This window comes from Streptomyces sp. NPDC018964 (genome assembly GCF_044390325.1).
In the GTDB taxonomy this organism is placed as follows: Bacteria; Actinomycetota; Actinomycetes; order Streptomycetales; family Streptomycetaceae; genus Streptomyces.
Window position 1 is genome coordinate 405,671 of the sequence record NZ_JBIRYZ010000004.1, and the last position, 13,761, is coordinate 419,431.

Below are 13,761 nucleotides of genomic sequence, written 5' to 3' on the forward strand. Positions count from 1 at the left end.
GCGGTTGTGTCCCCAGGGGGGCGCGCCTTCATCACCTTCACACCGGCCCTCCCCGCCGTGACCCCCTCTTCCTCCGCGGGTTCGGGTGACCCTGGGGGCGCCCGGTTACCGGCTGGAAACAAGGCCTTGTCCCCTCGTCGTCCGCATGCTGACAATGCGCATGACAATTTCGTGGGCGGTCGGAGGATTCCCGGTCGCCCGACGCCGCTAGAGGGGACCCCATGAGAAAACCTCTCGTCGTCGCGCTCTGCGCCCTGGCCTTCGCCGGGGCGGGCGCGGCCCCCGCGGTCGCCGCCGCGCCTTCCCCCATGGGCGCGGACACGACCACGGACGCGGCCCCGGCCACCACGTTGACGGATCTCGTCGACGACACGGTCGGGGCCGCGGCGGACCTCCTGTCCGGACTCACCGCGCCGAAGGCCGGCACGGTGGACTTCGCCGGCACCGTCTCGCTCAGCAACTGTTCCGGCTCCGTCGTCCGCATGCCGGGCTCGGCGGACAGCGACCCGGCACTCGTGCTCACCAACGGCCACTGCCTGGAGAGCGGCTTCCTCGAACCCGGCCAGGTCCTCGTCGACCGGGCGTCCAGCCGCACCTTCGGACTGCTGAACTCCGCCGGCTCCAGGGTCACCACCCTGCGCGCCGACCGGCTCGTCTACGCGACCATGACCGACACGGACGCCGCGATCTACCGGCTGGGCACGACGTACGCGCGGATCAAGAGCGCGTACGGCATCGACGCGCTGACCCTGAGCGCCACCCGCCCGACGGCCGGTACGGCCATCAGTGTGGTGTCCGGGTACTGGAAGCGGATCTACAACTGCTCCATCGACGGGTTCGCGTACCGCGTGAAGGAGGGGGACTGGACCTGGAAGGACTCGGTTCGTTACACCCCCGCCTGCGACACCATCGGCGGCACCTCCGGCTCACCGGTCGTCGACGACGCCACTGGCCGGGTGGTCGCCGTCAACAACACCGGCAACACGGACGGCGAGCGCTGCACGCTCGACAACCCGTGCGAGGTCGACGAGAACGGGAGGGTCACGGTCCGCCAGGGCATCAACTACGCCCAGCAGACGCACCTGTTCCCCGCCTGTTTCGGCGTGGGCAACAAGCTCGACCTGCGCGCGAGCGGCTGCGCCGTCCCCAAGCCGTAGAGGGCCGGCCGGCGGGGGCGGGCGGCAGGGGCGGGCGGTCAGCGGGGAGTCCCGCGGACCGCCCGCCCCGCCAGTACGTCCGTGCGCCGCCCGTCCTCGATCACGAACCGCCCGTCGACCAGCACGTACGGGATGCCCGTCGGCAGCGTCCGGGGCTCGGCGAAGGTCGACCCCGCGGCCACCGTCCCCGGGTCGAACAGCACCAGGTCCGCCTTGTACCCCTCGCGGACCAGCCCCCGGTCCGGCAGCCGCAGCCGTGCCGCCGGGCGCGAGGTCAGGTGCGCCACGCACTCCTCCAGCGACAGCACCCCCAACTCCCGTACGTAGTGCCCGAGGTAGTGCGGGAACGTCCCGTACGCCCGCGGATGCGGCTTCGCGCCCTGCAGGATGCCGTCCGAGCCGCCGGTGTGCACCCGGTGCCGCATGATCGCCCGTACGTTCTCCTCGTGGCCGACGTGCTGGAGGATCGTCGGGGCGAGCCTGTCCTTCAGCAGCAGCTCCCGCGCGACCGTCCAGGGCGACGCGCCGCGCGCCCGCGCCGACTCCAGGACCGTACGGCCCACGTACGCGCCCAGTGCCGGGTCGCCGACGCCCGAGATCTCGATGGTCTCCCACTCCACGGGCACGCCGTGGCAGCCGTCCGAGCCGGTGACCTCCAGGTGGTGCCGGATCCGCTCGGCCGTGTCGTCGTCCGCGAGCCGCCGCAGGACCTCCTCCGGACCGCCCTCGCTCGCCCAGCTCGGCAGCAGCGCCACGAGGGTGGTGCAGCCCGGGGTGTAGGGGTAGGTGTCGAGGCTGATGTCGGCGCCGGCGTCGAGCGCGTCGTCGAGGAGGGCCAGCAGTTCGGGCGCCCGGCCCTTGTTCACGCCGAAGTTCATCGTGGCGTGCGCCAGGTGCAGCGGGCAGCCGGCCTCCCGCGTCAGCGCCACCATCTCCTCGTACGCCTCCAGCGCCCCGGCGCCGTAGGAGCGGTGGTGCGGGCAGTAGTAGCCGCCGTACGACGCCACTACCCGGCACAGCTCGGTCAGTTCGGCGCCCTCGGCGTACATGCCGGGCGTGTACGTCAGCCCCGACGACATGCCGACCGCGCCCTGTTCCATGCCCTCCGCGACCAGCCGCCGCATCCGGTCCAGCTCCGCGGGCGTGGCCGCGCGGTCCTCCCAGCCGACGGCGAGCGCGCGGACCGTGCCCTGCGGGATCAGGTACGCGGCGTTGACGGCGATGCCCCGGTCGAGCCGGTCCAGGTACTCGCCCACCGACCGCCAGTCGAAGTCGACGTCGTCGCCCGGGCCGTTCCAGCCGGCGATCGCCCGGCGCACCTCGCCGAGCGTGCGGTCGTCGACCGGCGCGTACGACAGCCCGTCCTGGCCCAGGACCTCCAGGGTGACGCCCTGCGCGGCCTTGGCGCTGTGGTCGGGGTCGCGCAGCAGCGCCAGATCGCTGTGGGCGTGCATGTCGATGAAGCCGGGGGCCAGCACCAGCCCCTCGGCGTCCAGTTCACGGCGGGCCTTCGGGCGCTGACAGCCCGCGTCCGCCGCCTCCTTCACGATGGAGACGATGCGGCCGCCGTCCACGACCACGTCCGCGCGGTACGAAGGGGCGCCGGAGCCGTCGACGACGTCCGCGTCCCGGATGACGAGCTCTTCCATGCCGGCCTCCTAGAAGAACGTACGGATGTAGTCGACCACCGTGCCGTCCGCCTCCGCCACGGGGATGAGCTCCCACTTGTCGAAGGACGTGCACGGGTGGGACAGCCCGAGCCCCACCCAGTCCCCGACCTCCAGATCGGCCTCCCCGGTGGTGCGCAGCCACGCGTGCTGGTCGGACAGCCCGGTCACCGAGATCCCGGTGGCCGGGCGCTCGCTCCCGTCCCGGCGCACCACCTGGGCGAACGGCAGATCGAGGTCGTAGGCCGCGTCCCGCTTGCCCGCGTTGGCGAACGCCTGCCCGTCGGACGGCCGCGACACCACCTGCGTCCACAGCCGGAACGCCGGCTCCAGCGCACCCTCCTCCGGGACCCGGTTGAAGGGGGTCAGCTCGCGGTAGTGGCCGTCGTCGTGCGAGACGTACGCGCCCGAGCGCAGCAGCTTCAGCACGGGCGCGGACAGCTCCGGGACCTCGGCGAAGACGTCCGCCACCGCGTCGAACCAGGCACTGCCGCCCGCGCTCACCACGATCTCGTCGAGCCCCGCGAACCGCCCCGCCTTGTCGAAGTCCACGGCGAGCGCCACCAGCCGCCGCAGCCAGGCCCGCACCCGCTCCGGATCGGCTCGCGGCACCTCGCCCTCGTACCCGGCGACCCCGGCCAGCCGCAGCCGGCGCGCGCCCGCCACCGCGTCGGCGACGGTGGCGCACTCGTCCTCCGTCCGCGCCCCGGTGCGGGCCCCCTCACCGGCGCCGAGCTCGACGACGACGTCCACGGGGCGGGAGGCTCCCGCCTCGCTCAGGGCCGCGTCCATCAGCTCGACCCCGCGCACGGAGTCGACGTAGCAGACGAACCGGAAGCCGGGGTCGGCGTCCAGCTCGGCGGCGATCCACTTCAGGGCCGCCGCGTCCACCAGCTCGTTGGCGAGGAAGACCCGCCGGACCCCGAACGCCCGCGCCACCCGCACCTGGTGCGGAACGGCCAGCGTGATGCCCCACGCCCCGTGCTCGATCTGCCGCTGGAAGAGCTGCGGCGCCATGGACGTCTTGCCGTGCGGCGCGAAGGCGAGCCCGTGCCGGGCCGCGTACGTCTCCATCAGCCTCAGGTTGTGCTCCAGGCGCTCGGCGGAGAGCGCGAGCACGGGGGTGGTGAAGCCGTCGGTGAAGAGGTTGCGGCGCTGCGCGGCCAGCTCACCGACGGTCAGCCCCTCGGCGTCCGGCGGGAGGCCCTTGAAGCGGTGGTCGACCCGTTCCTCGGTGAGGTGGGCGAGAGCGTCGAGGACCATCGGAACCTCCCTGATCAGGCATGTTGCATTGCTTGCAACACCCATTGCGTATATCGCTTAACGCTGTCTAACATCTCGGCCACGTGCGGTCAACGGAGACCGCCCCACCCGCAGAAGAGAAGGAGCCACGCCGTGGACGTTGTCGCGCTCGGCGAGTCCATGGTGACGTTCCTGCCCACCCGGCCGGGCCGCCTCGCCGACGTCCCCTCCTTCGACCGGGGCATCGGCGGCGCGGAGTCCAACGTGGTGTGCGCGCTCGCGGCGGCGGGCCACGCGACCCGCTGGGTCAGCCGGGTCGGCGCCGACGGCTTCGGCGACCACCTCGTCGAGGCGATCGGCGGCTACGGCGTCGACGTCTCCCACGTCCGCCGCGACCCGGACCGCCCCACCGGCGTCTACTTCCGCACGGCCGGCGACCGCTCCACCGACGCCCACGAGGTCGCCTACTACCGGGCGGGCTCGGCGGCCTCCGCGATGACGGCCGCGAACCTCGACCTGGAGGCGGTACGCGCGGGCCGCATCCTGCACCTGTCCGGCATCACGGCGGCACTGTCGGCCGACTGCCTGACCCTGATGCGCGAACTCACCGCTCCCCGCCCCGGCCGCCCCCTGATCTCCTTCGACGTCAACCACCGCCCGGCCCTGTGGCGCGACGCCCACGGCCCGGAAGTCCTCCTGGACCTGGCCCGCGACGCGGACATCGTCTTCGTCGGAGAGGACGAGGCAGAGGAAGCCTGGGGCATCACAGGCGGCCCGTCCTCCATCCGCGAAGCCCTCCCGGAACCCGACATCCTGGTGGTCAAGCAAGGAGCACGTGGAGCAGTCGCGTTCCCCACCCTCCGCGGGCAGTCGTGCCGCTGGGGCGGCACGGGTGGGCGCGACGGCACCCCGCAAGCGCCGGGCTGCGCAACGTCCCCCCGCCCAGCCACAGCCGCGCCCGCCCTCAAAGTCGACGTAGTCGCAACAACCGGCGCAGGCGACGCCTTCGCAGCAGGCTTCCTTTCAGCAACCCTACGCAACCTCCCGCTGAAAACCCGCCTCCGCCACGGCCACCTCACCGCCGCCGCCACCCTCACCACCCCCGGCGACCTCGCCCCACCCCCACCCCGCGCCCTCGCGGAGCGCCTCGTCGCCCTCGACGACACCGAGTGGGGGAGACTGCGACTCGGCCCCGGCTGGACCCAAGCCGATGAACAGGCCGAAGAGGAGGCACGCACCCCATGAGCCAGACCGTAGACCGCGCCCTGAGCATCCTCCCCCTGCTCGCGGAAGGCCCCGCCGACCTCGGCCAGGTCGCCGACCGGCTCGGCGTGCACAAGTCCACCGCCCTGCGCCTCCTGCGCACCCTCCACGAGCACGGCCTGGTCTACCGCCAGTCCGACCAGCGCTACCGCCTCGGCGCCCGCCTCTTCGCCCTCGCCCAGGAGGCGATGGAGAACCTCGACGTCCGCGAGATCGCCCACGCCCACCTCGTACGCCTCAACGAGACCTGCGGACACACCGTCCACCTCGCCGTCCACGAGGAGAACGAGGTCCTCTACATCGACAAGGTCGAGAGCCGCTACCCGGTCCGCATGTACTCACGGATCGGCAAACCGGTCGCCATCACCGTCGCGGCCGTCGCCAAACTCCTCCTCGCCGACCTGCCCGAACACGAGCGCCGCGCCCTCGCGGAGAAGCTCGACTACCCCATGTACACGTCCCGTTCGACGCCCCACGCCGCCGCGTTCCTCCAGGAACTGGCCAAGGTGCGCGAACAGGGCTGGGCCACCGACCTCGGCGGCCACGAGGAGTCCATCAACTGCGTCGCCGCGCCGATCCGCGGCGCCGACGGCCGGGTGGTCGCCGCGATGTCGGTCTCCGCGCCGAACGTCGTCGTCACCGCCGACGAACTCCTCACCCTGCTCCCGCTGGTGCGCCGTACGGCGGACGCGATCAGCGGCGAGTACTCCGGCCGGACCCCGGCAGCACCCCAGTGAAGGACACCCCCGCATGACCGAGAAGACCGCGCTCACCCCCGCCACCCACACCACCCCGCCCGCGAAGTTCTCCCACGGCGTCCGCAAGGGCAACATCCTCCAGGTCGCCGGCCAGGTCGGCTTCCTCCCGCACGAGGAGGGCAAGCCGCCCACCCCCGCCGGCCCCACCCTGCGCGAGCAGACCCTCCAGACCCTCGCCAACGTCAAGGCGATCCTCGAAGAGGGCGGCGCGAGCTGGGACGACGTGATGATGATCCGCGTCTACCTCACCGACGTGGACCACTTCGCGGAGATGAACGAGATCTACAACGCCTACTTCGAGGAGCAGGGCCTCACCCAGCCGCCCGCCGCCCGCACGACCGTCTACGTCGGTCTGCCCGCCGGCCTCCTCATCGAGATCGACGCGCTCGCCGTCCTCGGCTGACCCGCGCCGCCCCCCACCCGCACCGCCGTACGACGTCACGGCACGGCGTCCCGCACCCCTGGGACGCCGTGCCGCGATCCCCCCTGCCCGAAAGCCCCATGCCCTTACCCAGAGGACCCCCGCATGTCCCATCCGCTCCTCCCGCTCGCCGCCTCCGCACCGGCCGAGGCACCACCGCACACCGGAGGACTGCTCGTCCTCCTCGACGGCACGGCGGGCCTGCTGACCGTCGCCGCCATCGGCATCGCGCTGCTCCTCTTCCTGATCATCAAGGTCCGGCTCCAGCCGTTCGTCGCGCTGCTCGCCGTCTCCATAGCCGTCGGCCTGCTGGCGGGTCTGTCGGTCACCGAACTCTTCGGCACGGTCCAGCGGTCGGACGCGGTGTCCACCATCGAGTCCGGGATGGGCGGCATCCTCGGCCATGTCGCGATCATCATCGGCCTGGGCACCATGCTCGGCGCGATCCTCGAGGTCAGCGGCGGCGCCGAGGTGCTGGCGGGACGGCTGCTCGGCCTGTTCGGCGAGAAGCGGGCCCCGCTCGCGATGGGCCTCACCGGTCTGATCTTCGGCATCCCGGTCTTCTTCGACGTCGGCATCTTCGTCCTCGCGCCGATCGTGTACGCCGCCGCCAAGCGCTCCGGCAAGTCGATCCTGCTCTACTGCCTCCCCCTCCTCGCCGGCCTCTCCGTCACCCACGCCTTCCTGCCCCCGCACCCGGGCCCGGTGGCCGCCGCCGGACTGCTCCACGTCGACCTCGGCTGGGTCATCCTCATGGGCGTCGTCTGCGGTCTGCCGGCCGTCGCCGCCGCCTGGGTCTACTCCGCCTGGATCGGCAAGCGCATCTTCGTCGCCGTACCGCAGGACATGGTCGAGGCCGCCCAGGAGGCCAAGGACGCCGTCGCCGCCGAGCAGCGCGCCTCCGGTGTCACACCGCGGGAGGCGCCGGTGCCGCTCGGCACGGTCCTCGGCATCATCGGTACGCCGCTGGTCCTGATCCTCGCGGCGACCTTCTCCTCGATCGCGCTGGACCCCTCCACCCTCCGCTCGGTCATCGAGTTCTTCGGCCACCCCTTCGTGGCCCTCACCCTCGCCCTGTTCCTCGCGTACTACCTGCTGGGCATCCGGCGCGGCTGGTCCCGCAAGTCCCTGGAGACCGTCTCCACGTCCTCCCTCAAGCCGGTCGGCAACATCCTGCTGGTGGTCGGCGCGGGCGGGGTCTTCGGCGCCGTCCTCAAGGCCAGCGGGGTCGCCCAGGCACTCTCGGACACCTTCAACGACGTCGGCCTCCCGGTGATCGTCCTCTCCTACCTGATCTCCGTGGTGCTGCGGGTCGCGCAGGGCTCGGCGACGGTGGCGATCGTGACGACGGCGGGCATCGTGGCCCCGCTGCTGGCCGAGGGCGACCACTCGCAGGCGTTCGTCGCGCTGGTCATCATGGCCATCTCGGCGGGCTCGATCTTCGCCTCGCACGTCAACGACGGCGGCTTCTGGATGGTCGCCAAGTACTTCGGCATCAGCGAGCGGGACACGCTCAAGACGTGGACGGTACTGGAGAGCGTGCTGTCCGTGGCCGGGTTCGTGGTCGCCGCCGCGCTCAGCCTCGTCGTATGAGCCGCCCGGGCGTTCGGACGACCGGGAAGTGACCTGAGGCAGACCCGTACCCGACCGGCCCGTGCGCTGCAATGGAAACCGGGGAAGCACCGGATCGGGCTTGTGAGGGTGGAGGTGACGATGGAATTCTTGACGCCATGTCACATCCCCCTCACCGGCCCGATCACGCCGCGGTGCTCGCAGAGGTGAGGGCGGTGCGGCGGGCCGGAGTCGTCAGGCTCCGAGGGCTCGACACCCCGGAGCTCTCCCGCATCGCCCGCGAACGCCCCGGCACGACCGGGGAGTCACCCGTCCTCGCGGTCGAGCGGCTGCTCCGGGAAGCCGTCGCCGGCATCGGCGGCGGAACCCTGCAGGACGCCGCCGAATACACCCTCGGCCTCGCCCAGGGCACCCGCGACTGGCCCCCCGCCGACCGGCGCCGCCGGGCCGCCGAGGTGTACGGCGTCAGCGTCGAACGCTTCCGCAAGCACCACGAGCTGATGGTGCTGGGACAGATCACCGAGCGGATCCTCGGCCTCGCGGCCGGTACCACCGACACCGTGCGGCTCCCCGCTCCCCGCACCGGACACGACGCGCCCGCCGCCGGGCGGCCCGAACTCGCCCCCGCGCACCGCGTGATCACCCCGCGCGTCCACGGCCGGACCGTGGCGGTCACCCTGCACGTCCACTCGGTGGACCTCCTGCGGGGCGTCGACGTCGTCGTCTCCCCCTCCAACACCTACTTCGCGTTACCCGCCCCCTACAAGGACTCGGTCGCCGCGACACTGCGCCGGGCCGGGGCGCGCACCGACGCGACCGGCGGTGTCGTCGAGGACCACGTCCACGACGAACTGCGCGCCTGGGCCGCGCACCACGGCATCCCCGGCCGGGCGGCCCTGCCCGGCACGGTCGCCGTCACCTCCGCCGGCGCCCTCGCGGACCAGGGCGTCCGCCGCGTCTACCACCTGGCCGTCGCCGTGCCCCGCCCCGGGACCAACGACTACGACGTCCAGCCGGCCGACGTCACCCGCGCCGTCGCCCGGGCCTTCCGGCAGCTGACCGCGGAGTCCCGGCGCCACGACCCGCCGCTCACCTCCATCTGCCTGCCCCTGCTGGGGGCCGGCCGCGGCGGGCTGTCCGCCCTGGAGAGCTTCGGCGCGCTGTGGACGGCCGTCGAGGCCGAACTGGCGCGCGGCGCCCCCTGGGACGTCCACCTGGTGATGCGCCGTCACGCCCGCGCCGACCTGGTGGAACGGCTCCTGACCGGAAGGCGTCCGTAGCCCCGCCGGCCGGGGCGCGGTGACGCCCGTGCCGGGTGACGGGAGCAGGACGCGGCGCATCGTGTTCATGGACGAGTGACGGCCGATGCACCACTGTGACGTGGGGGAGCGCGGACGAACGGCGGGGTGACTGTTCCCGGCACAGGTTTATCGACCATACTCCTGCGGTGTGGAGCAGCGCATAGGTTCGAGCAGCCAGCCCCTGGGGGGCGCCGGATTCGACCCGGCCTTCATTCCCGGGCTCACCTCACCCGCGTCCGACCGGGAGGTGGACGCGAAGGCGAAGACGGACGAGCCGGAGGACACCGCCCCCGCAGCGGCCCCTGAGCAGGACGCCACCCCGGAGCCGAAACCGGAGCCGGGGCAGGAGCCGGAGGCGGAGGCCGCGCCCGAGGAGGACGCGGTCCCCGACGGCCCCGTCTTCGAGGCGTCCGACCGCCGCGCCCGGATCGTCGCCGACCACAACGGCGTACGCCTGCGCCTGGACGACCAGGAGTGCGAGTTCCGCTGGGACGAGATCGGCGCGGTGGAGACGGAGACCGCCCGCTTCGGCAAGCGCTGGACGGTCACCGTCCACACCCCGGACCGCCGCTGGTACCCGCTGGAGGTCGAGGCCCCGTCCAGGAGCCGCTTCGCCGAGTGGGACACCGCTCTGGACGCGGTCCTGGACGAGTACTTCGACGAGGACGCCGACAAGCCCGAGGACGACGATGCCCCCGACACCCCCGAAGCCGCGGAAACCACGGAAACCCCGGAAACCGAGGAGACCACGGAGGTCCTGAAGGCCGCGGGCGCCGAGGAGACCGCCGCCGACGGCAAGTAGCGCGCACCCGCCGGCTCACGGCGTACCGCGCCTCCTCGCCGACGGAGCGGCCCGACCCGGCCGGGACGGGGTGTCCGGTCGGTCACTCGACCAGGTGCATCCCGTGAAGATCCCCGCACGCCCTCTTGTCCGACCGGCGGCCATGGGCTTTCTTGACCCCCATGGCGGACACCACGGGCAACATCAGAGACACCGGCGCACCAGGCGGGACCGGCCCGGCTCCCCGTAGGTCCAGTTGGCGCTCCATCGGTCCGGGCATCGTCGTCGCCGCGACCGGGGTCGGCGCCGGCGACCTCGTGGCCACTCTCATCGCGGGCGCCAACTTCGGCTACACCCTGCTGTGGGCCGCGATCATCGGCTGCCTGGTGAAGATCTCCCTCGCCGAGGCGTGCGGCCGGTGGCACCTGTCCACCGGCCGCACGCTCTTCGACGGCTGGGCGAGCCTCGGCAACTGGACGACCTGGTTCTTCGCCGTCTACGCGGTGATCTGGGGCTTCGTCTACGGCGCGGCCGCGATGTCGTCCAGCGCCCTGCCGCTCCAGGCCCTCTTCCCGGACGTGATGGACCTCGAGTGGTGGGGCATCGCCTGCGGTCTGGTGGGCCTGGTCTTCGTCTGGTTCAACAAGTACGACGTCTTCGAGAAGGTCATGACGGTCCTGGTGGGCGTCATGTTCGTGGTGACGGTGTACCTGGCGGTCCGCGTCACCCCGAACCTCGGCGACGCCTTCGCCGGACTCCTCCCGGTCCTCCCGGACGAGAAGGACTCCGTCCTCAACACCCTCGGCCTGATCGGCGGCGTCGGCGGCACCATCACGCTGGCCGCGTACGGCTACTGGGTCAACGCCAAGGGCTGGACGGACACCGGCTGGATGAAGGTCATGCGCCTGGACAACCGGGTCGCCTACGCCACCACCGGCGTCTTCGTCGTCGCGATGCTCTTCGTCGGCGCCGAGCTGCTGCACTCGGCGAACATCGCGATCGCGAGCGGCGACAAGGGGCTGATCCAGCTCGGCGACGTCCTGGAGCGGCAGTACGGCACGGCCACCGGCAAGCTCTTCCTGATCGGCTTCTTCGCCACCTCCTTCACCTCCCTGATCGGCGTCTGGCACGGAGTGAGCCTGATGTTCGCCGACTTCCTGGCCCGGCGGCGGGGCGAGCGGGAGGCGCGGGGCGACGAGCTGGCCTCGGGGCGCCGCGAACGCTCCTGGGCCTTCCGCGCCTACCTCCTCTGGCTCACCTTCCCGCCCATGGTCCTGCTCTTCCAGGGCCAGCCCTTCCGCCTGATCATCATCTACGGCGTCCTGGGCGCCGCCTTCATGCCCTTCCTCGCCCTCACCCTGCTGTGGCTCCTCAACTCCGCCCGCACACCGCGCGAATGGCGCAACGGCCGGCTGAGCAACGGCATGCTCGCCGTCGCGGGCCTGCTGTTCCTGGTCCTGTGCGTGAAGCAGGTCTGGGACCAGCCGTGGTCGGAGTTCTTCTAGCGCCTCACGCCACCGCCCCCGCTCACGTGATCGTGAGCGGGGGCGGGGGCGGTGGTGGTGGTGTGAAGGGCGGAACGGGTCACGGCAGGGCGTGGACGTGCGGGCCCACCGCGCCGGACCAGGCGTTGCCGGCCGTGGCGTCCCAGTTCGTGGACCAGGTCATCGCGCCCCGCAGGGACGGGTAGGTCCGCGACGGCTTGAAGGTGCCGCAGCCGGTGCCCCTGGTGAGGCAGTCCAGGGCGTTGTTCACGACCGCCGGGGAGACGTAACCGCTGCCCGCGCCCCGCGTCGAGGCGGGCAGGCCGAGGCCCACCTGGGACGGGTCGAGGCCGCCCTCCAGCTGGATGCAGGCGAGCGCGGTCAGGAAGTCGACCGAGCCCTGGCTGTAGACCTTGCCGTCGCAGCCCAGCATGGAACCGCTGTTGTAGTACTGCATGTTGACGACCGTGAGGATGTCCTTCACGTTCAGCGCGGTGCGGAAGTACGAGCCGGACGTCGACTGCATGTCGATGGTCTGCGGGGCCATCGTCAGGATCATCGACGGGCCCGCCTTGGCCGACAGCGACCGCAGCGCCTGCGTCATGTGGGTCGGGTCGAGGCCGTTCTCCAGGTCGATGTCGACGCCGTCGAAGCCGTACTCCCGCATCAGCGCGTACACCGACTCCGCGAAGTTCGTCGCGGAGGCGGAGTCGTTCACCGCGACGGTGCCCTTCTCGCCGCCGACCGAGATGATGACCTTCTTCCCGGCCGCCTGCTTGGCCCGGACGTCCGCCTTGAACTGGTCGACGGTGTAGCCGTCCAGGCCCGCCGAGTCCAGGTTGAAGGTGACGGCGCCCGGTGTGCCGGTGGCGTCGGCGAAGGCGACCGCGATGATGTCGTAGGCGTCCTGGACGTCCGAGAGGCGCTGCACGGCCGCGCCGTTGTCGAAGTTCTGCCAGTAGCCGGTCACGGCGTGCTTCGGCAGGTCACCGCCTCCGCCCCCGTCGTCCTTCTGCTTCGTGCGGGCGGTCACCGCCGCCGACTTCGGCGACTCGCCCGCCGCGTTGGTGGCGGCGACCCGGAAGGAGTACGAGGTGTCGGCCGCGAGCCCGGTCACCGTCGCCGAGGTGCCCGACACGGCCGTCACCTTCGTGCCGTCGCGGTAGACCGTGTATCCGGTCGCCCCGGACACCGTGTTCCAGGCCAGCGACACCGACGACGGCGTCGTACCGGAGACGGACAGACCGCCCGGCGTGCCCGGGACCGTCGGCTCCGGGTCACCGCCGCCGCCCCCGTCGGGGCCGAACACCGACAGGTCGTCCACGTGGTAGGCGGCCTGGCCGTACCAGCCGTGGGTGTAGACCGTCACCGAGGTGGTGGAGGAGCCGGTGGTGAAGTTCGTCGACAGCCGCTTCCAGCTGCCGGAGTCCGGGGTCCAGGTGGACACGTCCGTCGTGCCGGTGCCGGTCACGCCCAGGTAGGCGTACCCGCCCCGCACCCAGCCGCTCAGTTCGTACGTGGAGTTCGGCTTCACCGCGACCGTCTGGGTGCAGCGGGCGTTGTCCTGCCCGGCGGGCGTGGCCCGGAGCGCGGCCGTACCGCCGTGCACCGGGGAGGAGACGACCGTGCCGCTGTTCGCCGAACAGGTCCAGTTGCTCAGGCCCGCCTCGAAGCCGGCGTTCTTGGCGTTGTTGACGTCCGCCGCGGACGCCTGGCCCGCGCCGACGAGGGGAAGGGCGAGGGCGAGGGCGGAGACGAGGGCTCCGGCCCAGGGGCGTCTGCGGCGTACGGGTGTTCCCGGTACGCGGTTCATGGGGGCCTCCGGTGGGGGAGAAGGGAGGAGGAGAGTGGGGGGAGGAGCGAGCGACGGTGGCCACCGTGTGCAGCACAAGGTGGTCCAGACCAATGCGGTTGTCAATAGGTCCAGACCAAAATCGACCAGTGGGCCGCCCCCGGGTCAGCGTCCGGCGTCAAGGCGGTGCACGGGATCCACACTCACGGGGCCCGATCGAGACCGGTGAGATGTTCAACCTGTCCCGTTTTGGCGCACCTTGTATGTCAGCAGTTGCCGTCCGGCTGCCCAAACGCTGTTCTCCGGCCACAGGCCCGCGGATA

At 72.0% G+C, this 13,761-nt stretch carries 11 protein-coding genes; 8 read left to right on the plus strand and 3 right to left on the minus strand.

Going from position 1 to position 13,761, the window contains the following annotated elements:
* Window positions 1-221: 221 nt before the first annotated feature.
* Window positions 222-1,157, plus strand: coding sequence for a serine protease (locus ACH5AO_RS09625; RefSeq protein WP_398923524.1), 936 nt, complete (start codon window positions 222-224; stop codon window positions 1,155-1,157).
* A 38-nt stretch (window positions 1,158-1,195) separates the two neighbouring features.
* On the opposite strand, the gene ACH5AO_RS09630 is transcribed toward ACH5AO_RS09625, so the two are convergent.
* On the minus strand, window positions 1,196-2,806 hold the full coding sequence (locus tag ACH5AO_RS09630; RefSeq protein ID WP_398923526.1) for an amidohydrolase family protein: 1,611 nt from the start codon (window positions 2,804-2,806) through the stop codon (window positions 1,196-1,198).
* Window positions 2,807-2,815: 9 nt separating this feature from the next.
* Complete coding sequence (locus tag ACH5AO_RS09635; protein WP_398923528.1) at window positions 2,816-4,087, minus strand: amino acid deaminase; 1,272 nt, start codon at window positions 4,085-4,087, stop codon at window positions 2,816-2,818.
* A 159-nt stretch (window positions 4,088-4,246) separates the two neighbouring features.
* On the opposite strand from ACH5AO_RS09635, the gene ACH5AO_RS09640 reads away from it, so the two are divergent.
* The 7 genes from ACH5AO_RS09640 to ACH5AO_RS09670 all read left to right on the plus strand — a co-directional run bounded on the left by ACH5AO_RS09640 (window position 4,247) and on the right by ACH5AO_RS09670 (window position 11,667).
* Window positions 4,247-5,311, plus strand: coding sequence for a sugar kinase (locus ACH5AO_RS09640; RefSeq protein WP_398923651.1), 1,065 nt, complete (start codon window positions 4,247-4,249; stop codon window positions 5,309-5,311).
* Window positions 5,308-6,066: an IclR family transcriptional regulator gene (locus ACH5AO_RS09645; protein ID WP_398923530.1), complete on the plus strand. Its 759-nt coding sequence runs from the start codon at window positions 5,308-5,310 to the stop codon at window positions 6,064-6,066. Before ACH5AO_RS09640 ends, ACH5AO_RS09645 begins: the two co-directional genes overlap by 4 nt.
* Window positions 6,067-6,079: 13 nt before the next feature.
* The gene (locus tag ACH5AO_RS09650) at window positions 6,080-6,490 is read left to right on the plus strand and encodes a RidA family protein (protein ID WP_398923531.1); all 411 of its coding nucleotides are present in this window, start codon (window positions 6,080-6,082) and stop codon (window positions 6,488-6,490) included.
* 123 nt (window positions 6,491-6,613) lie between these two features.
* Window positions 6,614-8,101 carry a GntP family permease gene (locus ACH5AO_RS09655; RefSeq protein ID WP_398923533.1) on the plus strand — a complete coding sequence of 496 codons (1,488 nt, stop codon included), beginning with the start codon at window positions 6,614-6,616 and terminating at the stop codon, window positions 8,099-8,101.
* A gap of 137 nt (window positions 8,102-8,238) precedes the next feature.
* Window positions 8,239-9,360 carry a hypothetical protein gene (locus ACH5AO_RS09660; protein ID WP_398923534.1) on the plus strand — a complete coding sequence of 374 codons (1,122 nt, stop codon included), beginning with the start codon at window positions 8,239-8,241 and terminating at the stop codon, window positions 9,358-9,360.
* A gap of 169 nt (window positions 9,361-9,529) precedes the next feature.
* A complete protein-coding gene (locus tag ACH5AO_RS09665; RefSeq protein ID WP_398923536.1) occupies window positions 9,530-10,183 on the plus strand; it encodes a hypothetical protein in 654 nt (217 codons plus the stop codon).
* 161 nt (window positions 10,184-10,344) lie between these two features.
* Complete coding sequence (locus ACH5AO_RS09670) at window positions 10,345-11,667, plus strand: Nramp family divalent metal transporter (protein ID WP_398923538.1); 1,323 nt, start codon at window positions 10,345-10,347, stop codon at window positions 11,665-11,667.
* Window positions 11,668-11,746: 79 nt separating this feature from the next.
* On the opposite strand, the gene ACH5AO_RS09675 is transcribed toward ACH5AO_RS09670, so the two are convergent.
* Window positions 11,747-13,459, minus strand: coding sequence for a chitinase (locus tag ACH5AO_RS09675; protein WP_398923540.1), 1,713 nt, complete (start codon window positions 13,457-13,459; stop codon window positions 11,747-11,749).
* Window positions 13,460-13,761: the final 302 nt, after the last annotated feature.

What these genes read in the sequence shown, in the direction of transcription:
- ACH5AO_RS09645 (WP_398923530.1), top strand. Translation starts at nt 5,308, where the DNA reads ATGAGCCAGACCGTAGACCGCGCCCTGAGCATCCTCCCCCTGCTCGCG.
- ACH5AO_RS09655 (WP_398923533.1), top strand. Translation starts at nt 6,614, where the DNA reads ATGTCCCATCCGCTCCTCCCGCTCGCCGCCTCCGCACCGGCCGAGGCA.
- ACH5AO_RS09630 (WP_398923526.1), bottom strand. Translation starts at nt 2,806, where the DNA reads ATGGAAGAGCTCGTCATCCGGGACGCGGACGTCGTCGACGGCTCCGGC.
- ACH5AO_RS09650 (WP_398923531.1), top strand. Translation starts at nt 6,080, where the DNA reads ATGACCGAGAAGACCGCGCTCACCCCCGCCACCCACACCACCCCGCCC.
- ACH5AO_RS09660 (WP_398923534.1), top strand. Translation starts at nt 8,239, where the DNA reads ATGTCACATCCCCCTCACCGGCCCGATCACGCCGCGGTGCTCGCAGAG.
- ACH5AO_RS09670 (WP_398923538.1), top strand. Translation starts at nt 10,345, where the DNA reads ATGGCGGACACCACGGGCAACATCAGAGACACCGGCGCACCAGGCGGG.
- ACH5AO_RS09675 (WP_398923540.1), bottom strand. Translation starts at nt 13,459, where the DNA reads ATGAACCGCGTACCGGGAACACCCGTACGCCGCAGACGCCCCTGGGCC.
- ACH5AO_RS09635 (WP_398923528.1), bottom strand. Translation starts at nt 4,087, where the DNA reads ATGGTCCTCGACGCTCTCGCCCACCTCACCGAGGAACGGGTCGACCAC.
- ACH5AO_RS09640 (WP_398923651.1), top strand. Translation starts at nt 4,247, where the DNA reads ATGGTGACGTTCCTGCCCACCCGGCCGGGCCGCCTCGCCGACGTCCCC.
- ACH5AO_RS09625 (WP_398923524.1), top strand. Translation starts at nt 222, where the DNA reads ATGAGAAAACCTCTCGTCGTCGCGCTCTGCGCCCTGGCCTTCGCCGGG.